The following is a 23,361-nucleotide window of genomic DNA, read 5'->3' as shown; positions in this document are numbered from 1 at the left end:
ATTGTTCTCATTGTTGATGGTAGGAATATAGTCATTCGGCGGGATTGATTGACCCCGCGAGGAGCTAAACATGAACGAGCTGTCTCTTGTGGGCCAGGCTGCCTTTCAGCCTGGCAATACGGCAGATATTGCCGATGCGGTGATGACCTCTTCCGGGCTCCGGATCGAGATCGACCGACGTCGTGGTCGCGGGGCAACGCTCAATCCGGGCGGACGCTTCGAGCCGACCGAACGCGTCGCCTTCGACGACGGCTGGCAGAGCCTCGAGGACATGCCGCCGTTCAAGACGGAGGTGCAGGTCGAAAAGCCACGGACCATCATCACCCGCAATGAATCGCCGGACATTCCCTTCGACCGCTCGATCAATCCGTATCGCGGCTGCGAGCATGGCTGCATCTATTGCTTCGCCCGCCCGACACACAGCTATATGGGCCTTTCGGCTGGTCTCGACTTCGAGGCCAGGCTGTTTGCCAAGCCGGATGCGCCGAAGCTTCTGGAACGGGAACTGTCGAAGCCGGGTTACAAGCCGCGGCCGATCGCGATCGGCACCAATACCGATCCCTATCAGCCGATCGAGCGGGAATGGCGGATCATGCGCCAGATCCTCGAGGTGCTCGACAAGGCCAATCATCCGGTGGTGATCGTCACCAAGTCGGCGCTGGTGCTGCGCGATGTGGATATCCTGAAGTCGATGGCCGAACGCGGGCTTGCCAAGGTCGGGGTTTCGGTGACGACGCTCGACCGCAAGCTCGCCCGGCTGATGGAGCCGCGCGCGGCCACGCCGTCGAGACGGCTGGAGACGATCAAGGGCCTGTCGGAGGCGGGCATCCCGGTTGCCGTCATGCTCGGGCCGGTCATCCCGGCGCTGAACGACCACGAGATCGAACGCATTCTCGACAGCGGCAAGGCAGCCGGCGCCACGGAGGCCAGCTATGTGCTGCTGCGCCTGCCGCTTGAGGTCAGCCCGCTGTTTCGCGACTGGCTGCTGCAGCACTATCCGGACCGCTACCGGCATGTGATGTCGCTGGTCCGCTCGATGCGCGACGGCAAGGACTACGACGCCGAGTTCGGCAAGCGGATGAAGGGGGCCGGTCCCTATGCCTGGCAGATCAGCCGCCGCTTTGAAATGGCGACCAAACGTCTCGGCCTGACGCGCCGCAGCCTGCATCTGCGCGAGGACCTGTTCCTGTCGCCCAACAGCAATGGCGTACAGTTGTCGCTGCTCTGATACGTGCGCCGCACCACGGCGCACTACGCTATCGTGATGTCCGGCGGCTGGCACCGCCTCGACATTGCGTTTCCCGGTTCAGTCCGGGTTTCGTCTTCCGGCGCGGTTATCCGCCGCCTCGCGCCGGATGTGTCCCTGGTCAGCCGCCCCGGCCTCTCGCGTCCAACGAGAGGAAGGGACCAGGGGCTTGCAGGAGATCGGGTGCGCGTGCGATTTCTGCCGCATGAAAACGCGCACGCCACCCGATTCTCCCAGCCTGTTTCCCGATCTGCCGCTGGCTCCTGACTTTTCGATCGAGAGCCGCACCAAGCGACGCGGGCTCTGGCCTGTTGCCGGAACCGACGAAGCCGGTCGCGGGCCGCTGGCGGGGCCAGTGGTGGCTGCTGCGGTCATCCTGGATCCACGACATATCCCGCAAGGGCTGAACGATTCCAAGAAACTGTCGTTCGCTCAACGGGAGCGGCTCTATGAGGAGATCCTGGCCACGGCCACCGTCTCGATCGCCTCCTCATCGCCCCGCCATATCGATGCTCGCGATATCCGCAAGGCGAGCCTCGATGCGATGCGCCGCGCCGTTGCCGGCCTCGAATGCAGCGCCAACCATGTCCTGGCCGACGGCCGAGATGTGCCGGACGGGCTTTCCTGTTCGGGAACGGCGGTGGTCAAGGGCGATGCCCGATCCGTCTCGATCGCCGCTGCATCGATCCTTGCCAAGGTCATGCGGGACCGGATGATGGCGCGCGCCGGACTGGTCTTTCCCGACTACGGCTTTGCGCAGCATGCCGGTTACGGCACCGCGATCCATCGCGGGGCGATCGTGATCCATGGCCCCTGCCCGCTGCATCGGATGAGCTTTCGGCCTCTACGGCAGGTGGAGCCATGCGAATAGCATCCATCCCGTTCAGTCAACCTCCGTCGCTAAAGGCGTTGCGGACAGATGCTAGACAACAAAAAAGCCGGGACAAGCCCGGCTTTTTTCAATTTCACAACCGATCCGATGATCAGTTGAGGCGGGCCTTGACCTGGCCAACGGCGCTCTTGAACAATGTGTCCTGAACAGCGCCATCGGTCTTCTTCGCCAGAACCTTTTCGGCCGCGGCAATCGCGAGGTCGACAGCCGCAACGCGCACGGCGTTGACGGCTTCGGTTTCGGCCTGCTTGATCTTCTGCTCCGACAGCGCATTGCGACGTGCAATGAATTCGGCCGTCTTCTGCTTGGCTTCCGCCGTGAGGGCTGCGGCTTCGCGTTCGGCGGCGGCAACGATTGCCGCAGCTTCTGCTTCGGCTTCCTTGCGCTTGCGCTGATATTCGGCCAGCAGATGCTGGGCCTCTTCGCGCAGGCGCTTGGCTTCCGCCAGTTCGTCGCGGATCTTGTCGGCGCGCGCATCGAGGCTCGTTGCCATCATGCCCGGTACCTTCAGATAGGCGAGCAGGACGAAGAAGAGAACGAGACCGACCAGAGCGAAGAATGTTGCGTCGAGATGCATGGTGGTCACGCTCCCTGCTTGGCGGCGCCGGATACGGCAGCCTTGATGTCAGCGGCGGTGGCCTTGGCACCGATCAACTGTTCGACGATGGAACCGACGGTGTCGATGGCGATCGTGTCGACTTCAGCAAAGGCCTTGGCCTTGATCTCGCCAATGCGGACTTCGGCAGCAGCAATCTTGGCGGACAGATCCGCTTCGATGGCAGTGCGTTCCGCGTCGGCCTTGACCTTGGCTTCGTCGCGCGCAACCGAAGCAATCTGGCCGGCTTTCGCCTTGGCCGCGCTCAGTTCGCGTTCGTAAGTTTCAATCGCGGCATCAGCTTCCGACTTGAAGCGGGCTGCCTCGTCGAGATCCTGTGCGATGCGGTCGTGACGGTTTTCCAGGATACCGCCAACGCGCGGCACGATGACCTTCTGCATGAGCATGTAGAAGATGCCGAACGTAATCACCAGCCACAGCAACTGCGAGGCATAGGTGGACGAATCGAACGGCGGGAACACACCGCTCCCGTGTTCCGCATTCGGAACGCCAGTCTCGGTGTGGACAGTGCCCTCTGCCGGCGCTTCCTCGGCATAGGCGGGGGTCACAAACATGCTCACCTCCAGGTGTATTCACAAATGCACGAGATCACGGCTGCCGCGAAAGGCACGCCGTGATCCCAATCTCCAACCGTCTATTAGACAGCGAACAGGAGGAGGAGAGCGATGAGCAGCGAGAAGATGCCCAGAGCTTCCGTAACGGCGAAGCCGAATACCAGACGGCCGAACTGGCTGTCAGCGGCAGACGGGTTGCGCAGTGCGCCGGAGAGGTAATCACCGAAGATACGGCCGAGTGCGAGGGACGTACCAGCCATGCCGAGGCATGCGAGACCTGCGCCGATGTACTTTGCTGCTTCCGCTTCCATATGGATACTCCTTCGAAATGGTTGTTGCGGCTATTTTGGCCCCGGTTCAGCCGGGGCCAGCGACTATATTCTCAGTGACCGCCGTGCACTGCGTCGTTCAGGTACATGCAAGTCAGTACCGCAAAGACGTAGGCCTGCAGGAAGGCAACGAGAAATTCGAGACCGGTCATGGCGACCGTCATCAAAAGGGGCAGAATGGCGCCACCGATACCGACCGCACCCATGGCGCTCATCGACGCGACGAAGCCGGCAAAGACCTTGAGCGTGATGTGACCGGCCAGCATGTTGGCGAACAGACGGACGGAGAGGCTGATCGGACGCGAGAGGAAGGAAACAACCTCGATCGTGGAGACCAGCGGCAGGAGAGCGATCGGCACGCCGGACGGCGCAAAGATACCGAGGAACTTCAAGCCGTGCTTGTAGAAGCCATAGACCAGAACGGTCAGGATGACGAACAGCGCCAGCGCGAAGGTGACGATGATCTGGCTGGTGATGGTGAAGAAGTACGGGAACATGCCGAGCAGGTTGGCCGTCAGCACGAACATGAACAGCGAAAACACCATCGGGAAGAACTTCATGCCGTGGCTGCCGGCGCCTTCGCGCAGCATCGAAGCAATGAATTCATAGGCCATTTCGGCGACGGACTGCATGCGGGTCGGGATCAGACCGCGGTTCGACGTCGAGAAATAGAGGAAGCTGGAGGCCGTTGCGACGGTGGCAACCATAAACAGCGAGGCGTTGGTGAACGAAAAATCAATCCCGGCCACTTCGATCGGAACAATCTTCTGGATCAGAAACTGATGAGTAGGATCGTTGGCCACGTTCTGCTCTTTCGCGTTTTGCCGCCGAAGCGGATATCTTATCGTCGTGCTATGACCGCCTCAGCGATCGTCGCCTTTGTCTTTCAGGTCCATCTTGCGATCGGCCGGATGTGGCGACGCCACAATTCCAACGACACGCATGACATTCAACACGCCGGCGCAGAACCCGATGAGCAGCAATACAATCATGCCCCAGGGCGCCGTACCGACAAAGCGGTCAAAAAGATAGCCCAGAAATGCGCCAACAACGATGGCAGAGATGAATTCGCTCGAGATCTTCATCGCCATTCCGTAACCCTTGCGGGTTTCTTCGGCGTTGATCTCCGCGCTTTCCTCGCTCTTCGCCTTGGTGTCCCGGACAGCCAATTCGGCAGCCAGTCTCCGGCGACGCTCTTCCAGACCTTCTTCCCGATTATCCGTCATGGCTTCCTCCGTCCTATCCGTATCTCACAGGGCATATTTTACACCCGATTTGAATGCAGAAACGGCAGGATAGAAACCCTTGTGGCCCGCTTTGAAGTCGGCCGCACCATAATTTTGAGGACCTGCATAGTCAAGGCATTGCGGCACCAAGTTTCACCACAAATTAACCGATAAATATCAACTACTTAGATCAAATACATGGAAACAACTCACATGACAGACGCCAAATCGTGTCACTTGGTCGCGCTGTGAGGGGAGAATCTGCCACAATCGGTGACGCGCGGCGCCACATTGCGGCACAAGCAAGTCAGCGCAAAACAGAATTGCGTTCGGTGCGTGCCAGAGCCCGCGAATCTCCACCGCAATTCCTCGCAGGGCGGATCCGTAAACGGATCTGCGACACATCAGCTCCAGCCGCCGCCATAGGTGCGGTAGAAGATGTGTTTGCCGATGGTGTCGACCCGCTTCATGGTCGGGCCCCAGTCGGGCTTTACATAGGTTGCGTGGTAGTGGGTGGCAGATCCCACCTCCTTGAACCAGATCTTGCCGGCTGTCACCGCCATGGCAATGTCCTTGGCGGTGCGCCAATGCGATGGCGAGGTGATGCGATCCGGAATGCGATCGCAGGCGAAGGAAAACTGGCAGCGATTGCGCCAGTCCTCGTTCTGATAGACGACGCCACAGATTGTATTGGGATAGTGGGGATTGCGGACGCGATTGAGGATGACCTGAGCGACCGCTGCCTGGCCTTTCACCGATTCGCCCCGCGCCTCGAAATAAATGCCTTCGGCGAGGCATTGCTGCTCCTTGTCGGCAAACACGCCGGCTGGAAGTGCGGTCGCGGCCCAGGCATGGTCCTGCGGGCCGATTTCCGGCAGAAAGCGCCCGCGCGCCATCTGCTTTTCAGTCAGGATCGCATCGAAGGGCGAAACGCTGGCGTAGTCCGGCACCGGCGGTGAATAGGCCGTCGCCAGAACATCCGGATTGCGGTTGGTCACCAGACTTGCCAGCATCGCCGGCAGCGCCGGGTCGGCGGGCAGGTCCTTGCGCTTGAAATAGAAGCTTGCCAGTTCGACCGGACTTGTTTCGGTTTTCTCCTTGGCGAAGGCGGTCCGTTCGGTCGCGTCGTCCTTGGGGTCGAGCAGGAAACTGGTGCGCTGCAGGATCGATCCAGCCGAAAAGGCACGCGGCGGCAACATCTGCTCTACGGCGATTACCCTGCCCTTCTTCTGATCGCGGGTCACGCGCATTTCATCCGGCAGAGGGTCGGCGGCCGGCTTGCCGCCGTCGAAGGCGATGCGGCGACCATCGGGCAGCACGAGCCCGCTGTCACTCGACAAGGCCGACGATGCCTCCTTGGCGGAGAAGGCCAGTTCGGCTTGGTGGATCGAGCCGGCGGGCGACGACGTGAGCACCATGCGCCAATTGCTGGCGCCGCGATCGATGCCGGCCAGAAGGCCCGCCATATCGGCCTGAGCAGCCACCGTCGGGAAGGCCAGCCAGGAGACAAGACCGAAGACCAGCGGTGAAGTCCAGGTCTCCATCCGGGAGGAAACCTTGTTGGAAGGGCGAAATGAGAAACGCAAAACCGAACTCCAGCACAAGGACGCGAGATACATTAGAAAAACATCTCTCATTAACCTTGATGCTTGGTTAATGCCGGCGGATGAATGTCGGAATGGCACTCATGTTCAAATGCCAAAAGGCCGCCGGGCATGCGGCGGCCTTTCGAAGGCTGGGTCATGTCGGCTTTTGTCAGATGATGACGTGCGAGCCGAGTTCCACGACGCGGTTGGCTGGAAGGCGGAAATAATCCGAAGGGTCGGCGGCCGCATTGGCCAGGGTAATGTAAAGTCTGTCCTGCCAGTGGGGCATGCCGGACTTGGCATCCGGGACCAACTTGCGTCGGCCGAGGTAGAACGAGGTCGACATGATGTCGAATTTCAAACCGCAACGGCGCAGATTGGCCAGCGCCTTCGAGACATTCTGGCTTTCCATGAAACCGAAGCGGATCTCGACGCGGGAGAAGCGCTCCGACAGCTGTTCGATGACAAAACGCTCATCGGCGGTGGCGCGCGGACGGCCGATCGTCTTCACCGTCAGGATGATGTTGCGCTCGTGCAGAACATGGTTGTGCTTGAGATTGTGCAGGAGAGCGGCTGGCGCGGTTTCGGCATCACTGGTCAGGAAGATCGCCGTGCCGGGCACGCTGGCCGGGGCGTGATCGCTCTTGCGCTCGATCGACGCAATGAAGGGGGCCAAGGGAACGTCAGAGTGGCGGGTCTTGGCAAACAGAATGCGGCTGCCCCGGCGCCAGGTCCACATGATGAGGGTGAAGACACCGGCAAAGAGGACCGGGATATAGCCGCCATCGTGGATCTTCAAAAGGTTGGCGCCGAGGAAAACCGTTTCCAGGGCAAGAAGCGGGAGCAACGCCGCCACCGCGGTCGTGACGCTCCAGTTCCACCGCTTGCGGACAAATTCGAAGGCCATGATCGTGGTGACGACCATGGCACCGGTGACCGAGATGCCATAGGCGGTGGCCAGCGCTTCGGAACTTTCAAACAGCAGGACCAGGGCCAGAACACCGACCAGCAACAGGGCATTGACCGACGGCAGATAGATCTGGCCGGTATGGGTTTCGGAGGTGAACAGGATCTGCATGCGCGGCAGGAAGCCGAGATGGATCGCCTGTCGGACCAGCGAGAAGGCACCGGTGATCACGGCCTGGCTGGCGATGATCGTCGCAAACGTGGCCAGGATGACGACCGGCAGCAGCGCCCATTCCGGAAACATCAGATAGAAAGGGTTGGCCATGGCGGCGGGATTGTGCAGCACCAGCGCGCCCTGGCCCAGATAGTTGAGCACCAGCGACGGGAAGACCAGCACGAACCATGCCCACTGGATGGGCTTGCGGCCGAAATGGCCGAGGTCGGCATAAAGCGCTTCGGCGCCGGTGACGGTCAGGAAGACCGCGCCGAGCACGACGATGCCAAGAAACCCTTCGCGCAGCATGAAGGTGACGGCATGCCAGGGATTGAAGGCCGAGAGAATGCCGAGATCATCGAAGATGTGGTTGATGCCGCCGGCGGCCATGACCAGGAACCAGAGGGCCGTGATCGGACCGAAGAAACGGGCAACGGCTGCCGTGCCATGTGACTGCACGGCAAAAACGCCAATCAGGATCGCAACCGAAATGGGCACGATGAAATCGCTGAGGTCCGGCGCCACAAGCTTGAGGCCTTCGACTGCCGACAAGACCGAGAGCGCCGGCGTGATCATGGCATCGCCGAGGAAGAGTGCCGCACCGATCAGGCCGAGCACCATCAGGATCGGGCCATGGCCGTTGGCGGTCTTCGACAGCAATGCGAGCAATGACAGGGTTCCGCCCTCGCCGTCGTTGTCGGCGCGCAGCAGGAACAGCACGTATTTGATGGTGACGATGATGGTCAGGGCCCAGATCATCAGCGAGATCAGCCCGATCACTTCCAGGCGGGTGACACCACCTTCGCTGATCGGCTTCAACGCTTCACGGAAGGCATAGAGCGGGCTGGTGCCGATATCGCCATAGACGACGCCGACAGATCCGAGCGCGAGGAAAAACATCCCGCGCGCGCCCTTGTGACCTTCCGAAGAATGGGTGTTGTTCTGTTCCATAAGATGTCAGGCTCTCAGAGCCAGCCTTTCCAGCGGAAGAAAATGAACGGAATGACGGCGGAGATCAGCATGGCAACAAGCGCCACGCCATAGCCGTAGTTCCAATCCAGCTCCGGCATGAAATGAAAATTCATGCCGTAAATAGAGGCGACCAAGGTCGGCGGCAGGAAGACCACCGAGGCGATGGAGAAGATCTTGATGATCGCATTCTGTTCGACATTGATCAGACCGAGCGAGGCATCGAGCATGAAGGTAATGTTGTTGCTGACAAACGCCGCATGTTCGGCAAGCGACTGCACGTCGCGGGCGACCACCGTGCACAGTTCGGCCGCCTCTTCCTCGCGGCGCACGACCTGCTGAGACTGCAGGAACGTCACGAGGCGCGAGAGCGAGATGAGGCTGTCGCGCGTCTTGCTGACCAGTTGGTGATGGCTGGCGATATCGAGCAGCTTGTCTTCGAGAAAGCGCGGTGGCCGACGCTTGGCCGCCTTGCGATCGACGAAGACGGACACCGACAATGCGTCGAGACGAATTGCGACGATCTCCAGCACTTCGGCCGTGCGGTCCACCACCGTTTCGAGAAGACGTCCGAGCAAGGTTGTTCCGGTCGCGCAAGGCTCGGTCGCACGCAACAGGCTGGCGCTGAACAGCGCAAAGGATTTCGGCTCGGCGTAGCGGATCGTCACCAGCCGATTGCCGTGCAGGATGAAGGCGACATCGGTGAGCCGCGGCAGATCCGTCTCGACCTTGTAGATCAGCGAGGCCGTCATGTAGACAGCGCCGTTCTCGACATAGAGCCGGCTCGACGGCTCGATATCCTTCAGTTCTTCCGGCGTGGGCAAGGGAATTCCCAGCCGGTTTTCAACCTGCTGCTCTTCTGCCTTTGTCGGACTTATCAGATCCAGCCAGATGATCGCATCGTCGAAGTCACCAGTGGCAACATCCGGACCGATCACCTGTGCACTGCCATCAGTTCTATAGGCCCGGATCAAGACTAGCTTACCTTCATGGCTGCCAACGCGTGGCAAATTGCCCGGACCCAAACACAAGTGGCAAGAAAAACGCAAGTCGAATTTTGCACTGCAGTACTGCGCATAAGGCAGTGCTCATCGGCGACACGCGTCCCGAGGGCAGCCAGATGTCCGGCATCGGCGGTCAAGCCAGCAAGAATGGCCGCGATCTGAGATCCAGCAGCAAGGCCGATCGATCCGGATCGGTGACTATTCGAAAACGATTGCCGGTGCGGTCCGACCTGAATGCGCCTTGACCTCGTTCCAGACCTTTTCGGCAATCTGGCGATAGACGGCGGCCTGTGGTCCGTCCGGATCGGAAACGACAATCGGCGTCCCGGCATCCGACGTTTCACGAATCGAGATGGTCAGCGGCACTTCGCCGAGGAAGGGCACGCCGATCTTCTCCGCTTCGGCACGGGCACCGCCATGGCCGAAGATATCATAGCGATTGCCGGTGTCGGGTGCGATGAAATAGCTCATGTTCTCGACGATGCCGAGCACGGGCACCTCGACCTTGTTGAACATGTTGAGCCCCTTGCGGGCATCGATCAGGGCCAGATCCTGCGGCGTCGAAACGATGACGGCGCCCGAAAGCGGCACCTGCTGGGCCATCGTCAACTGGGCATCGCCAGTGCCTGGCGGCATGTCGACCACGAGCACATCCAGATCGCCCCAGGCGACCTCCCGCAGCATCTGCATCAGCGCCGACTGCACCATCGGGCCGCGCCAGATCATCGCGGTGCCCTCATCGACCAGGAAGCCCATCGACATGACCTTGATGCCATAATTCTCCATCGGCACGATGATCCGGTTCTCGATCTGCTGCGGCCGGCCGGTAATGCCGAGAAGACGCGGCATCGAAGGTCCATAGACGTCGGCGTCGAGAATGCCGACACGCAAGCCATTGGCCTTGAGGCCCAAGGCCAGATTGACCGCAGTGGTCGACTTGCCGACCCCGCCCTTGCCCGAGGCAACGGCGATGATCGCTTCGATGCCCGGAACGCCGGCCTTGGTGCGTGGCGGCTGCGGCTGGCCGTGACTATGAGCGTGACTGTGCGTGTGTCCTTGACTGGCGGGCGCGCCTGCCGGCGGCTGCGGTCGCGGCGCTGGGGCTGTCCCCTGCTTGCGCTCCGCCGTCAGGCTGGCCAGAACACCCTTGACGCCCGGGATTGCCTTGACCGTGCGTTCCGCGGCCTGGCGCAAGGGCTCGAGGGCCTCGGCCTGATCAGCCGGCACGGTGATCGAGAAATAGACCTTGCCGTCGGAAATGAAGACGTCCGAGACCATCTTCAACTCCACGATGCTCCGATCGAGATCCGGACCGCGCACGCGTCCCAGTGCTTGCAAAACCTGCTCGCGGGTCAACTCGGTCATGGCGTCCTCTTTTCTGGATCATTTCCCAGGCTCTTCGTCAAAGCCCGGATTGTCGTCGCTGCGTAGATAATGGAGGCGAGTGGCTTCGCCAACTGCAAATGCGGAGACAAAAGGTCCCACGGCGACAGAATCAACAATCAGGGAAAGAAAGAAGCAGGCCGCAGGCCTGGAAACAGGAAAGCCGCCAGCAGGAACCGATGTTCACCGCGGCGGCTTATCCTTGCAGCACCCTTGGCTGGGTGCCATGCAGCGTCCCCTCTGGACTGAACTTCAACAAGCACGAAGCGTGCCAAGTTGAAAATTCGTCGACATCACCGCAATTCAGGTCGATTTCCGCCAGTTCGGAGCACAACTTCCGGACCACCTGCTGTCATTCTAGGCGGTCACCTGACGTGGCGCACAAAAATGCACCAGGATCTGGTCTACTTGATCAAGCCGAGACGAAGCGCCTTCGCCACCGCCTGGGTGCGATTCACGGCATCGAGCTTCTTGGTGGCGCGGTTCAGGTAGTGGTTGATGGTGTGTTCGGACAGGGTCAGGATTTCGGCAATCTCAACGCTGGTCTTACCGGCGGCCGTCCAGTTGAGACAATCCAGCTCGCGTTCCGTCAGCATATCGCTGTTGCGACTGTCCATGTCGCGGATCTCGGCCAGGCGGTTGAAGACATGGGCAGCCAGATAGCTCAGTTCCATCATCTCGCGCATGGTGAAAGGCTGGCGCTCGCCGCTGAACGATACGGCGCCGCGCGCGCCCGTTGCATCATGCACCGGGAAATACGCGCCGCGGTTCATGCGAAATCGATGAAACAGCGTCTTGGACAGTTCGGCACTGCGCGGATCGCGCTGCGCGACGACCTCATCGATGTCGTAGGTAAAGGGAATGGAGGCGCGGCGCAGCACGGCCAGGATCGGGCTGCCCGACAGAAGCGCGCCTTGATCGAATTCCGTCAGCAGGTCGGACGGCCAGTTGGTGATGATCGAACTGCTGGACAGATCCAGCGACGTCGCACCCGGCATGTTGAGCACCATGAAAGCGCGTGAGCCATAATGCTCTGTCGCGCGCTTCATGAAGCGAAACACATCAAACTGGGTCTTGAAGCTTTTCACCTCGAGCACCAGCGCCTCGATGCGGCTGGCGTCGGGGGCATCATTGGCGGTCATGGCATCATTTTCTGCACGATATGTTCGGCCATCATGACGATCCACATTTTCCAAGGCGGTATTTCCAATCCGTGGCAGCACCACTCGGTCCTGTGGCACAGCAAAATGTCATCCACTTCGAATCCCAAACATACAAAACCGAAACCATCTCGTCAGGCTTGCTGTCAGTTACGCGATCACGGGATTTATCGAGAACGCGACCTCATGTTGGCTCCCCTGTGAAGCACCAACGAATCCATTCCCCAAGTTGTCATACAATAGACTTGTAAACCACTCTGCGTCCAGCAGCCTCTTTATTTTACCGTAAACCCCTGTCAAACAGCGGGGCGCAGCGGCAAAGGTCGCAGCGACCAATGCGGGAGGATAGCGTGATCTCAATAGTGCCATTCAAGGGTAAGGTTCTCACGGAAGAGCGGCTAGAGTTGGGCGAAGGCCCGACCTATGATGCGCTGACCGACTGCCTCTGGTGGTTCGATATCCTCGGCAAGACGCTTTGCCAGCTCAACATCACGTCGGGTGCCTTCACCAAACATGCATTGCCGTTTCTCGGCAGCGTGTTTGCGGTGATCGACGACAAGCAGCATCTGATCGCGTCCGACAAGGGTCTTTTCCTCAGGGACGCTCTGTCCAGTGCGCTCATCCCCTATGTCGAGATTGAACCCGGCAAGTCCCAGAACCGCTCGAACGATGGGCGTATGCATCCCAGTGGCGCGCTGTGGATCGGCACGATGAGCCGAACGGCCGAGACCGGCGCCGGGGCCATCTATCATGTGGCGGGCACAAGGGTGACCAAGCTGTTCAATGCGGTCAGCATCCCTAACTCGATCTGCTTCTCGCCGGACGGGGCGATCGGCTATTTCAACGATTCGAAGGTCAATCATCTGATGCGGGTCAGCGTCGATCCGGCAACGGGCCTTCCCACCGGCGAGCCGACGGTGCTGATCGACCAGTCCGCGCGCAGCACCGGCGTGATCGACGGCTCCGTGGTCGATGCGGAAGGAACGATCTGGAACGCCAATTGGGATGGCGGCGCCGTTGACCGCTATGCACCGGATGGCCGCCAGATCGCACGCTATGAAATGCCGGCGCGCCGCGTTACCTGCCCGGCGTTTTTCGGATCGAAGCTCGATCGTCTGGCCGTCACGTCATGCTTCGAAGGCCTGTCGGCCGAGGAGATGAAGAACGACCCGCTGGCGGGTGCAACCTTCGAACTCGGCGTTGCCGTCCAAGGGCGTGAAGAACCGCGATTCAAACTCTGAGTTCAATCGTTACAATGACTTGCGGCGCCTCTCGCCGGGCGCCGCAAACCAAAGAACGACCAAATTGTTCCCATAATCGGTGAAAAATAAACCGGTAAAAAAATCGGAACGATCGGACCCGCCAGACATTTTCCTCCCGAACCGACGCCGCGTCGATCACCCGAACGGGCCGGCCGCGTCATTCGAAGACCATCTCAGAGGAAAGGTAGTCCATCATGAACAAGTCCTTTAAAACATTCGCTGCAGCCATGCTGCTGGGTTCCACCGCCATTGCTCCGTTCGCCGTTGCGCAGGACGCCACAGCGCCTGCAACCGGCACCGAAGCCCCGGCCGGCACCGCGCCTTCCGCCACCCCCGTGACGCCTGACGCTACCACCGGCACAGACGCATCCGGCGCTGCCGGCACCAGTGCACAGAGCACGACGGGCGCGGCCATGAACGATGCATACCTGACGGCCCAGAGCGAAACGCAGATGAGCGCCAACGACTTCATGGGTCAGGCAATCTATACCGGCGACAACCAGTCGATTGGTGACATCAACGATCTCCTGGTCGAAAAGGACGGCGGCATCGTCGCAGCCGTTGTTGGCGTCGGCGGCTTCCTGGGCATCGGCGAGAAAAACGTGGCCGTTCCGTTCAGCAAGATCACGCTGACCCGTGAGGCCGGTGAAAACGGTGCCGAAGGCGATGTGCGCCTGACCACGACCGAAACGGCGGAAAGCCTCCGCAATGCGCCTGAATTCAAGACGCTTGACGAACAGGCCGCTGATGCGAGTGCCACTGCTCCGGCTACCATGCCGGCCGACAACACCACAACCTCGTCGACGAACAACTAATTCCGGAACGAGAGACGTGTTGACGTTTCAACGGGCGGCGCTTCAAGCGCCGCCTTTTTTCGTTGGTCGGCAAGCCGGACGGTTCTTGATTGCGTGCACCAATACCGCGCTATCGTAGGCTCATGGCCGGCCAGATGACCCCCGAGACGCTGATACAGCATCGGCTAATCTGGCTAGAGGACGTTTCCAGGCGTGCGAACTGGAGTCGTTGGCAATTGCGTTACGCCGAAGCCCGCTCCACAAGAGCGAATTCGTGGTGATGTTCGCTGAGGTAACGCAAGGTGGCTGCCGTATCGACCGGCTTGCCGAAATAGTAGCCCTGCCCCATGCCGCAGCCGAGCGCACGCAGCTTGTCGGCTTCAGCCTCAGTCTCGATGCCCTCGGCGACCACTTCGAGATCCAAGCCCTCACACATGGTGACGATTGCCTTGATGATGTGCTCGGAAGTGCGGTCTGTTGTGATGGCGGACACAAAAGCACGGTCGATCTTGACCTTGTCGAAGGTGAACTCGCGCAGGCGGCCGAGACTCGATTGGCCGGTGCCGAAATCATCCAGCGAGATGCGGATGCCGGCATCCTTCAATTCCTTGATGATCCGGCGCGCGGTATCGGCCGACGTCATCACCGCAGTCTCGGTGATTTCCAGTTCCAGCCGGCGCGGGTCAAAGCCGACGCTGTTGAGGATCGATAACGTGCTGAACGAGGTGCGCGGATCCATCAACTGACACGAGGACAGGTTGAACGACAGGAACAGGTCGCGTGGCCAGGCAAGCGTCGCTTCGGCGGCCTTGCGCAGCAGCGTTTCCGACAGGGTGTCAATAAAACCGCGCTCTTCGGCCAGCGGCACAAACACGGAGGGCGAGACAAAGCCGAGATCGGGATCGATCCAGCGGGCGAGCGCTTCGAAACCGACGACCCGGTTGTCGCGCAGGCGCACGATCGGCTGGAAATGCACGTCGACCGTGTCGTTGATGATCGCGTTGCGAAGGGCCTGCTCCAACTGGGTGGCACGCTTCATTTCCTGGGCGATCTCACGGGAATAGACTGTGATCTGGCCGCGGCCGCGGCGCTTCGAGCGATAGAGTGCCGTCTCTGCGCTCTTCATCAGTTCCTCGAAGTCATTGCCGGCAAACGGATAGACGGCGAAGCCGAGGGAGGCAGAGAGGCGGACGTTGCGGTCGCCGAGATCGTAGGGCGCCGACAGGACATCCTTGATCATCTGGCCGGCCCGTTCGGCGCCGGCGCGCTCGAAAACCAGCGGCAGGATGATGGCAAATTCGTCGCCGTCGTGGCGGGTGACGGTGGCGCCGTCGGGGGCGCAGGCCTTGAGGCGGTGCGCGACCTGGCACAGGATTTCGTCGCCGGCGGCCTGGCCGAAAAGATCGTTGATGGGTTTGAAACCGTCCAGATTGACGATGCCAACGGTAAACGGCGCCGGATCAGCGGCACGATCGGCTGCCAACTGACGGGCCTTGTCACGCAGCCGGTGGCGATTGCCCAGACCGGTCAGATGATCGGTATAGGCCATGGCGTGCAATTCGTTCTGGTTATACTGCTCGGTGGCAGGTCCAGCGGAGCCCATTCACGTGTCCTGATTCAGTTCCTTCCACGGGCCGAGGATGCGGGGGAAACATTAAAATAATCATATCGATATCGGCGGTCGGGACGTCGCCCGCGGCCCCTTATTTGGGGGGTTGACAGCGCGTCAGGCGTGCGAGGCCGCTTTTCCAATGCTCGGCGCAAGCCTTGTCAACGCCGCATCGACAATGTCCGGGCTCAGCGGCTTCAGGATCACGTCATTCATGCCGGACGAGTAACAGGCATCCCGATCCCGCTCGAAAGCCTGGGTCAGCACACCGATGATCGGCGTCGGGATGAGCGTAGCATGCTCCAGTTCACGGATTCGGCGGGCAGCGTCGAAACCATTGATATCCGGCAGGGTGACATCCATGAGGATGATTGCCGGGGCGAGCTCCTGCCAAAGTCGCACCACTTCCTCACCGGTTGCGGCAATCCGATAGGCATAACCCAGCCCTTCCAGAATCTGTGCAAAGACGATCTGGTTGATTTCGTTGTCTTCCGCCACCAAAACCAAGGCGGGAAACACTGAGGACAACGCGGGTTCGACCACCTCTTCGGTGGTGATTTCCCAGTCATCGACGGGCGCTGGTGGCGCCTGAAGGGCGGTGAGACGATCGAGCACCGTAAACGCCAGGTCTGTCGACAACTGATATCCATCCAGGGCGACGTAATCGACATCGACGGCCTGTATCAATTCAAGGCACCGGACATCCATCTGGACATCGACGATGGCAAGGTCGATGGAGACGCCAACGGACAGGGCGACATTGAGGAAGGCGTCCAGCTCGTCGTCGTTGCGAACGCAGCAACTATCGAGCCCGAGGATTTCAAGCGTCTGCAATGCAGCGGCTTCAAATTCGCGGTCACTGGTAACAAGCAGTGCCTTGCGGCCGCGAAGCCGCTGATCGAGCTTTATATCCGACACTGGAGACGGTTGGCCCGCTCCGACAACGGCCAGGCCATTGTCTGTGTCGGTGGCCGTCGCCATCGAGCCGACCTCGCCGAAACTGGCGACAACAAAGTAGCGGCCGGGTTTTCCCACACGCTGGACATGGGTCAGGATAGGCCGGGAGGGATCGCCGTACAGGCGCATGTTCAGCGTGACCGACGCACTCATGCCGGTGTCCAGCACATGCCGGCTGATGTTCGACAGCGGCGCTGCGATGTCCGTGTCGAAGATCGTGTTGAGGCTGCCGCCGAGCGCATTGTCCGCGCCAACCGCCAGCGCCGCGCAAAAAACCTTGTTGACGGCAACGAGCTGCAGGCTGCGATCCTGGACAAAGACCGGATGCGCGAGATTGTCGAGGATTTCCTCGGTCAGTTGCACCCGTTCCAGGTCGGCACGCCACTGGTCTTCGCGTTTCTTCTGCTCGGTGATATCGGTAATGATGCAAATGCCATAGCCGGATGGCAGACGACGCTTCGAATAACGGGTCCAGCGCTTGGCATCGTCGCAAAGCTGGTGCTCGGAGCGCTCTTTCCAATGGGCGGAAATCTGACGGGACAGCCACTCGTCGCGGTTCTGCGCGGCGCCTTCGCCCTGGTCGCGCCAGCCATTGTCATAGGCGGCGGCCAGGAAATCGCGCAGGCGCGTTCCGGGTTCGAAGAACCGCGCGGGCGCAGGAACAAGAGTTCGCACGGCACGGCTGGCAAACAGCAGTTGATCATTGCGATCGTAGACAAGAAAGGCAGCCGACAAAGCTTCCGATACGGCGTCGAGCATCGCAGCCTGGAGAAAGCTGTCCGACGTCTCGCCCGCTATTCCGTTGCGTCCCCTGTTTTCGGCGGGGACCGGTGGAAACTCGCTCACAATGCTGCCTCTAAGAACCTCATCACGGGAAGCGACAGGTTTGAAATCGGGATCGTGCCTGCAATGAACATTCCGGCAATCACTTGAGGAAGGTGGGAGTATATGAAGAGCGATCCGGCCATCCGCTCTTCCTCCGCCGGCTCGCGAGCCCACCGTGGAAAACATTTCAAGTTGTCTCGAAAACTAGAGCGTTTCCGTTAAGGCGCGCTTAATGATGCAAGCGAAATCGAGGCGGCGACAAATAGGCCTTTCCCCCCGCGCCCGAATCCCGGAAAATGACCGCATGATGATCAAGCAGCTCTCCGAAACCCTGATCAACCAGATTGCCGCCGGTGAGGTCATCGAGCGACCGGCCAGTGCTGCCAAGGAACTGATCGAAAACGCCATCGATGCGGGGGCGACCCGGATCGAAGTGGCGACGGCCGGCGGCGGCAAGACCTTGCTGCGCATTGTCGACAATGGCTGCGGCATGGGGCCGGACGATCTCGAACTGTCGATCCGACGGCACTGCACGTCGAAGATCAGCCAGACGCTGTTCGACATCCGCTCGCTGGGCTTTCGTGGCGAAGCCCTGCCCTCGATCGGCTCGGTTGCCAAGCTGACCATCACCAGCCGGCCGGCCGGTGCGTCTGCGGGTGCGGAAATCTCCGTGCAGGGCGGCAAGGTCGGCTCGGTCCGGCCAGCCGCTGCCAATCCCGGCACGACGGTCGAGGTCCGCGACCTGTTCTTTGCCACCCCCGCCCGGTTGAAATTTCTGAAGACGGAAAAGGCAGAAGCCGGCGCCATCGCCGAAATCGTCAAGCGCATGGCGATCGCCTTTCCCGCCATCCGCTTCGTGCTGTCGGGCACCGATCGCTCGACGCTGGAGTTCCCATCCACCGGCGACGATCATCTGGCGCGCATCGCCCAGATCCTCGGCTCCGATTTCCGCGACAATGCGATTGCGCTCGACGCAGAGCGCGAAGATGTGCGCCTCACCGGATTTGCCGGCGTCCCGACCTTCAACCGCGGCAACTCGGCGCATCAATACGCCTTCGTCAACGGTCGGCCGGTGCTGGACAAGCAGATCCTGTCGGCCATTCGCGGCGCCTATGCCGAGACCATTCCGCACGGGCGTTATCCGGTAGCCGTTCTGTCCCTGACGCTCGACCCGGCCCTGGTCGACGTCAATGTGCATCCGGCGAAGTCCGATGTGCGCTTTCGCGATCCGGGTCTCGTCCGCGGGCTGATCGTCGGCGCGGTGCGCCAGGCGCTGCAGCGCGAGGGCGACCGGTCCTCGACCACAGGTGCCGGCGGCATGCTGCGGGCGTTTCGTCCGGGCTTCAGCCCACAGCCGACGGCGAACTGGTCGGCGGAGGCATCGCCCTATCGCCCATTCGGCAATGCTGCGGAGACCATAGCATCTCCTTACCCCGGTTCTGGCCCATCGGCCGCCACCGGCTTTGGCTTTGCCGAGGTGGGACAGGCATCGTTCGAAACCTTGAGCCAGCCAGCGGCACGCAGCGAGGCGCGGTCGGTGATCGTTGCCGGGGAGCCGGTTGCCAATTTTCCGCTCGGCGCCGCTAGAGCACAGGTGCATGCCAATTACATCGTGGCCCAGACCGGTGACGGGCTGGTGATCGTCGACCAGCATGCCGCGCATGAGCGGCTGGTGTTCGAGCAGATGCGCAAGGCACTGACCGGGCGCCGGCTTCCCTCGCAGGGCCTGCTGATCCCTGAGATCATCGACCTGCCGGAAGAAGATTGCGACCGGCTGATGATGCATGCAGAGGCGCTGGAGCAGCTGGGGCTTGCGGTCGAGCGCTTCGGACCCGGCGCCATTGCGGTGCGCGAAACCCCGGCAATGCTGGGCGAGATGGATGTGACCGGACTGATCAAGGATCTGGCCGACGAGATTGCCGAATGGGACACGGCCGACAGGCTCTCGGCCCGGCTCGAACATGTGGCGGCGACCATGGCCTGCCATGGCTCGGTGCGCTCCGGACGGCAGTTGCGCGTCGAGGAAATGAACGCCCTGCTGCGCCAGATGGAGCAGACGCCCGGTTCCGGGCAGTGCAATCACGGTCGGCCGACTTATGTGGAGCTCAAGCTGTCCGACATAGAACGTCTGTTTGGTCGCAGTTGAGACGGGTATTGGCAGGTTGGCTGGCGCGTATCTTCGGCGGCAAATCCGGCGCGTTGATTTCCGCGGACCGCTCTAGAAATCGCCCGGAGGGCGCTGTATTGCAGTATCGTGACAGGCGCAGGAGACAAAAAATGAACCGTTTCGAAGGCAGCGGCAACCGCGAGGCCAAGATCCGCTATCTCGACGCGGACTTCCAGATTCTCACGCCCGGCAGCCATGTCGTTTGCGCGATGACCGGCCGTCCGGTCCTGATCGACGAGCTGAAATACTGGAGCGTGGCGCGACAGGAAGCTTACGTGGATGCAGCAGCCTCGCTGGAAGCGGAAAAACGCGCCGGTGCCCTTCCCAACCAGTCGCGCTGATCGTCAGGCCTTGGCGGCAAGCTTTCGGGCGCGGCACGCGGCTGAAGCCTTGTCGATGATCTGAGCCGGGGCATTCGGATCGTCAAAGGCCATATCGATTTCGACCACGACCGACTGTTCGGCGAGCCGCGCGGCCTCACCATGTCCACCCGTCAGGCGCACATGGTCCTTGGCCGTGGTCACCAATTGCAAGCCCTGCTTTTGCGCGCGCTGCAAAAGATCGACAATCTCGTCATCGGCCAAGTGATGATGATCGGGGAAACCCTGGCGATCGGTGATCACCGCGCCGACGTCCTCCAGCGTGCGATAGAACTTGCCCGGATCGGCAATGCCGGCATAGGCGAGGACGGGCTTGCCCTTCAGGTCATGCGCATCACGCGGTTTCACATTGGCGACCAGAACCGGCTTTCCGGCGCGCGATGCCTGGCGCACCAGCGCATCGGCGGCATTGCCTGATCCCACCTTCAAAATGGCATCGAGATGGCGCATCTGGGTGCGGATGGGCGCGCGCACCGGACCGGCCGGAACGGTGCAGCCATTGCCGATGCCGCGGATGGTGTCGATGACGATCAGGGCGAAATCGACCTTCAGCCTGGCGCTCTGGAAACCGTCATCCATGATGATCAGATCGACGCCCTCCGCCACCAGACGTTCGGCACCCGCCACGCGGCGGCGGGAAATCACGGTCAGCGCCTCGCGGGCAAGCAGCAGGGGTTCATCCCCTACGGCAGATGAGCGATGATGCTGCGGATCGACCACGGTCGTGACATCGAGCGAGCCGCCATAGCCACGGCTGAGAAAACCCGGTTTCAGCCCTTTTGCCTTGGCGGCACGGGCGATGGCAATCGCGGTCGGGGTCTTGCCGGCGCCGCCGACGGTGAAATTGCCGACGCAGATGACCGGCACGGCCAGCGCATGGCGACGGCGACGGTTCATCAGGCTTGCTGCAATCCGCCCATAAACGAAAGCGACCGGCTGCAGGCAGCGCGCTCGCCAGTCCATCTTGGTCCACCAGAAAGGCGGTGCTTCCGAAACCATGCTGCCCTTGCCCCCGACGCGGTTCCCCAGCCGGGATGCACGGCTCCTCCCGCCACCCCAGCGAGCCACAAGAAGCCTTGCGCGCGTCAGAAGGTCAAGCATTGGTGTATCAAATCGAGACAAAACGGGTCAGCCGAGCACCGCTTCGAGTTCGGTGATGTCGGACAGAACCATGTCGGAGGCAGGCGTCAGCGTCTCGCGCGACCCCGTACCGGACAAGACGCCGATCTTCAGCCCGGCGCCGGCATTCTGGCCCATGTGCAGATCGTGATTGTTGTCACCGACAACGGCGACCTGGGCGGGGGAAAGGCCGGTCGCGGCGCAGAAGCCGAGCACCATGCCGGCTTCCGGCTTGGCGCCATGGCCGCTGTCATAGCCGGCAACAAAATCGATATACTGGGTTATGCCGAAACGATCGGCCGCGACCCGGATCGAGCGTTCATTGTCGCTCGAGGCAATGCCGAGGCGCAGGCCGCGCCCGTGCAGCCGGGCAAACAGCGGCTGAAGCTCGGTGATCGGCACGGAGAGTTGCGCCGCTTCGGCAAAGCAGTCGTCGATGCGCGGCACGAGATCGGACAGCGCCAGCGGCGAACCCGCGACAATCATGCCCTCGGCGATCTCGCGGGTGTTGCCGGAGGCAAACAGGCTGTCGGGAACGATGTCGCCGGAGACCGGATGCATGCCGCAGGCTGCCAGAAGCCGATCGGCCAAAGTCTGATCGCCATCGGCCGCCATCAACGCCACCATGCGGTTGACCGGCCCCCAGCTCGCGTCGAAATCGAGCAGCGTGCCATCCTTGTCGAAGAGGATACCGGCAATTTCTGGCTTGGTGTTCATGTCGGCATCCCTTGAGGCAAGTCGTCGATCAGCTCTGGCTGGCAGTGCGCGGCTCAAGCTTGGCCTTGACCGAAAGCGGGCTGATATAGGGTTCGAGCGCCTTCAGCGTTGCCGTCAGGGCACCGCGCATTTCCTGCATGCTCTCGGTGCCGGCTTCCATCATCTTGGTGCGGGCGAGATCGTTGCTCATCAGGAAATGCACGGCCTTTGCCAGCATTTCGGCGTCGCGGACGATGCGGGCGGAGCCATTGCGCACCAGGCGCTGATAACTTTCGCGGAAATTGCTGACCTGGGGTCCCGAGAGCACCGCGCAGCCAAGCATGGCCGGCTCCAGCGGGTTCTGCCCACCATCGGCAGACAGGGATCGGCCAACGAAGGCGATATCGGTCATGCGCAGGTAAAGGCCCATTTCGCCGATCGTATCGCCGAGAAAGACGTCGGTCTCCGGCGTGATCACGTCACCGCGGGTGCGGCGGGCGACCTTCAGGCCTTTTTCCACCAGCATCGCCTCGATCTCATCAGAGCGTTCTGGATGGCGGGGAACGACGATCGACAGGAGGCCGGTATGCGCCTTCAGGGCGCGATGCACCATGGCGGCGATCTTTTCCTCACCCTCGAATGTCGAGATGGCAGCCCAGGTCTTGCGGGTGCCGATCTGCTGCATGTACCGCGCCAGCACCGCCTCGTCGCAAGGCGGGGCATCACTGTCGACCTTGATATTGCCGGAAATCCCGACCGGCCAAGCACCAAGGTCACGGAACCGCTCGGCATCGACATCCGATTGCGCGATGACCAGCGCGAGCTTGCCAAACAGGGCTTCGGCGACCGACTTGTAACGCAGCCAGCGGTCAATCGAGCGATCGGACATGCGGGCATTGACGAGGATCTGCGGAATCTGGCGGCGGTGCAGTTCCGTCAGCGTTGCCGGCCAGATTTCGGATTCGACACCAATTGCCACGTCCGGCTGCCAGTAGTCGAGAAAGCGGCGCACGGCCGGCAGAAGATCGAGCGGCACATATTGATGCAGCACCGTATCGCCCAGGCGATTGCGGGCGACTTCCGCCGACGTGACCGTGCCTGTCGTCAGCAACACATGCACATCGCGACGGCGCAGCTCGCGCATCAGGGGGACCACTGCGACCGTCTCGCCGACACTTGCGGCATGGATCCACACCATAGGGCCCGCCGGACGCTCCAGACTGGCGTAACCGAAACGCTCGTTGCGGCGTGCGCGGTCTTCCTTGCCCTTGGCTGCGCGATAGGCAAGCAAAGGCCGCGACAGCGGATAGGCAACCAGCCCCAACCAGCCGTAGGAGGCGACAGCGATCTTTGCCAAACCGTCGCTTAGCGCCATGGACCAAACCTGCTCATCTTCATCGACAATGCCAATATGCCCTTTCAAAATGTGGGCCATGCAAAAAGCAACAGATGCACAAAGACTGAGTT

The 23,361-nt window shown here is 61.2% G+C and carries 21 protein-coding genes; 6 read left to right on the top strand and 15 right to left on the bottom strand.

Annotated elements, in window-relative coordinates; genetic code table 11:
* Positions 1–70 precede the first annotated feature (70 nt).
* Both LQ231_RS06740 and LQ231_RS06735 read left to right on the top strand, forming a co-directional pair.
* Positions 71–1,228, top strand: coding sequence for a PA0069 family radical SAM protein (locus tag LQ231_RS06740; protein WP_113140446.1), 1,158 nt, complete (start codon positions 71–73; stop codon positions 1,226–1,228).
* 223 nt (positions 1,229–1,451) lie between these two features.
* On the top strand, positions 1,452–2,117 hold the full coding sequence (locus tag LQ231_RS06735) for a ribonuclease HII (protein ID WP_230170763.1): 666 nt from the start codon (positions 1,452–1,454) through the stop codon (positions 2,115–2,117).
* A gap of 112 nt (positions 2,118–2,229) precedes the next feature.
* On the opposite strand, the gene LQ231_RS06730 is transcribed toward LQ231_RS06735, so the two are convergent.
* The 10 genes from LQ231_RS06730 to LQ231_RS06685 all read right to left on the bottom strand — a co-directional run bounded on the left by LQ231_RS06730 (position 2,230) and on the right by LQ231_RS06685 (position 12,067).
* Entirely contained in the window at positions 2,230–2,715 is a 486-nt protein-coding gene (locus LQ231_RS06730; RefSeq protein WP_230173258.1) for a F0F1 ATP synthase subunit B, read from the bottom strand.
* A gap of 5 nt (positions 2,716–2,720) precedes the next feature.
* Entirely contained in the window at positions 2,721–3,308 is a 588-nt protein-coding gene (locus LQ231_RS06725; RefSeq protein ID WP_113140443.1) for a F0F1 ATP synthase subunit B, read from the bottom strand.
* A gap of 83 nt (positions 3,309–3,391) precedes the next feature.
* Positions 3,392–3,619 (bottom strand): F0F1 ATP synthase subunit C, encoded by a 228-nt coding sequence (locus LQ231_RS06720; protein ID WP_007597650.1) that lies wholly within the window; start codon positions 3,617–3,619, stop codon positions 3,392–3,394.
* Positions 3,620–3,690: 71 nt separating this feature from the next.
* Positions 3,691–4,440, bottom strand: coding sequence for a F0F1 ATP synthase subunit A (locus LQ231_RS06715; protein WP_113140442.1), 750 nt, complete (start codon positions 4,438–4,440; stop codon positions 3,691–3,693).
* Between the two features lie 60 nt (positions 4,441–4,500).
* Entirely contained in the window at positions 4,501–4,863 is a 363-nt protein-coding gene (locus LQ231_RS06710; protein ID WP_113140441.1) for an AtpZ/AtpI family protein, read from the bottom strand.
* A gap of 404 nt (positions 4,864–5,267) precedes the next feature.
* Entirely contained in the window at positions 5,268–6,482 is a 1,215-nt protein-coding gene (locus LQ231_RS06705) for a cell wall hydrolase (protein ID WP_230170762.1), read from the bottom strand.
* 136 nt (positions 6,483–6,618) lie between these two features.
* Positions 6,619–8,520 carry a potassium transporter Kup gene (locus tag LQ231_RS06700; RefSeq protein WP_230170761.1) on the bottom strand — a complete coding sequence of 634 codons (1,902 nt, stop codon included), beginning with the start codon at positions 8,518–8,520 and terminating at the stop codon, positions 6,619–6,621.
* Between the two features lie 14 nt (positions 8,521–8,534).
* Positions 8,535–9,476, bottom strand: coding sequence for a magnesium transporter CorA family protein (locus LQ231_RS06695; RefSeq protein WP_230173256.1), 942 nt, complete (start codon positions 9,474–9,476; stop codon positions 8,535–8,537).
* A gap of 264 nt (positions 9,477–9,740) precedes the next feature.
* Positions 9,741–10,907, bottom strand: a complete 1,167-nt coding sequence (gene apbC, locus LQ231_RS06690) for an iron-sulfur cluster carrier protein ApbC (RefSeq protein ID WP_230170760.1) — start codon at positions 10,905–10,907, stop codon at positions 9,741–9,743.
* A 422-nt stretch (positions 10,908–11,329) separates the two neighbouring features.
* A complete protein-coding gene (locus LQ231_RS06685) occupies positions 11,330–12,067 on the bottom strand; it encodes an autoinducer binding domain-containing protein (protein WP_113140718.1) in 738 nt (245 codons plus the stop codon).
* Positions 12,068–12,435: 368 nt separating this feature from the next.
* On the opposite strand from LQ231_RS06685, the gene LQ231_RS06680 reads away from it, so the two are divergent.
* On the top strand, positions 12,436–13,326 hold the full coding sequence (locus tag LQ231_RS06680; protein ID WP_230170759.1) for an SMP-30/gluconolactonase/LRE family protein: 891 nt from the start codon (positions 12,436–12,438) through the stop codon (positions 13,324–13,326).
* A 215-nt stretch (positions 13,327–13,541) separates the two neighbouring features.
* A complete protein-coding gene (locus LQ231_RS06675; RefSeq protein ID WP_230170758.1) occupies positions 13,542–14,162 on the top strand; it encodes a PRC-barrel domain-containing protein in 621 nt (206 codons plus the stop codon).
* A 220-nt stretch (positions 14,163–14,382) separates the two neighbouring features.
* On the opposite strand, the gene LQ231_RS06670 is transcribed toward LQ231_RS06675, so the two are convergent.
* Both LQ231_RS06670 and LQ231_RS06665 read right to left on the bottom strand, forming a co-directional pair.
* Positions 14,383–15,744, bottom strand: a complete 1,362-nt coding sequence (locus LQ231_RS06670) for an EAL domain-containing protein (RefSeq protein WP_113140436.1) — start codon at positions 15,742–15,744, stop codon at positions 14,383–14,385.
* A 123-nt stretch (positions 15,745–15,867) separates the two neighbouring features.
* Entirely contained in the window at positions 15,868–17,553 is a 1,686-nt protein-coding gene (locus tag LQ231_RS06665) for a response regulator (RefSeq protein WP_230170757.1), read from the bottom strand.
* A 283-nt stretch (positions 17,554–17,836) separates the two neighbouring features.
* Here LQ231_RS06665 and mutL point away from each other — a divergent pair, with 283 nt between their 5' ends.
* Both mutL and LQ231_RS06655 read left to right on the top strand, forming a co-directional pair.
* The gene (gene mutL / locus LQ231_RS06660; protein WP_230170756.1) at positions 17,837–19,678 is read left to right on the top strand and encodes a DNA mismatch repair endonuclease MutL; all 1,842 of its coding nucleotides are present in this window, start codon (positions 17,837–17,839) and stop codon (positions 19,676–19,678) included.
* A 131-nt stretch (positions 19,679–19,809) separates the two neighbouring features.
* A complete protein-coding gene (locus tag LQ231_RS06655) occupies positions 19,810–20,040 on the top strand; it encodes a DUF2093 domain-containing protein (RefSeq protein ID WP_113140433.1) in 231 nt (76 codons plus the stop codon).
* Positions 20,041–20,043: 3 nt separating this feature from the next.
* Here LQ231_RS06655 and lpxK read toward each other — a convergent pair whose 3' ends face one another.
* The 3 genes from lpxK to waaA form a co-directional block, all read right to left on the bottom strand.
* Complete coding sequence (lpxK, locus tag LQ231_RS06650) at positions 20,044–21,078, bottom strand: tetraacyldisaccharide 4'-kinase (RefSeq protein WP_230173254.1); 1,035 nt, start codon at positions 21,076–21,078, stop codon at positions 20,044–20,046.
* Positions 21,079–21,207: 129 nt separating this feature from the next.
* Positions 21,208–21,915, bottom strand: a complete 708-nt coding sequence (locus tag LQ231_RS06645) for an HAD family hydrolase (protein ID WP_113140432.1) — start codon at positions 21,913–21,915, stop codon at positions 21,208–21,210.
* 28 nt (positions 21,916–21,943) lie between these two features.
* On the bottom strand, positions 21,944–23,269 hold the full coding sequence (gene waaA / locus LQ231_RS06640; RefSeq protein WP_230170755.1) for a lipid IV(A) 3-deoxy-D-manno-octulosonic acid transferase: 1,326 nt from the start codon (positions 23,267–23,269) through the stop codon (positions 21,944–21,946).
* Between the last annotated feature and the right edge of the window lie 92 nt (positions 23,270–23,361).

This window comes from Rhizobium sp. CECT 9324 (assembly GCF_918741265.1).
Classification (GTDB): Bacteria; Pseudomonadota; Alphaproteobacteria; order Rhizobiales; family Rhizobiaceae; genus Allorhizobium.
Note: the sequence above shows the minus strand (reverse complement) of the source record. Positions and strands in the feature narration are given on the sequence as shown.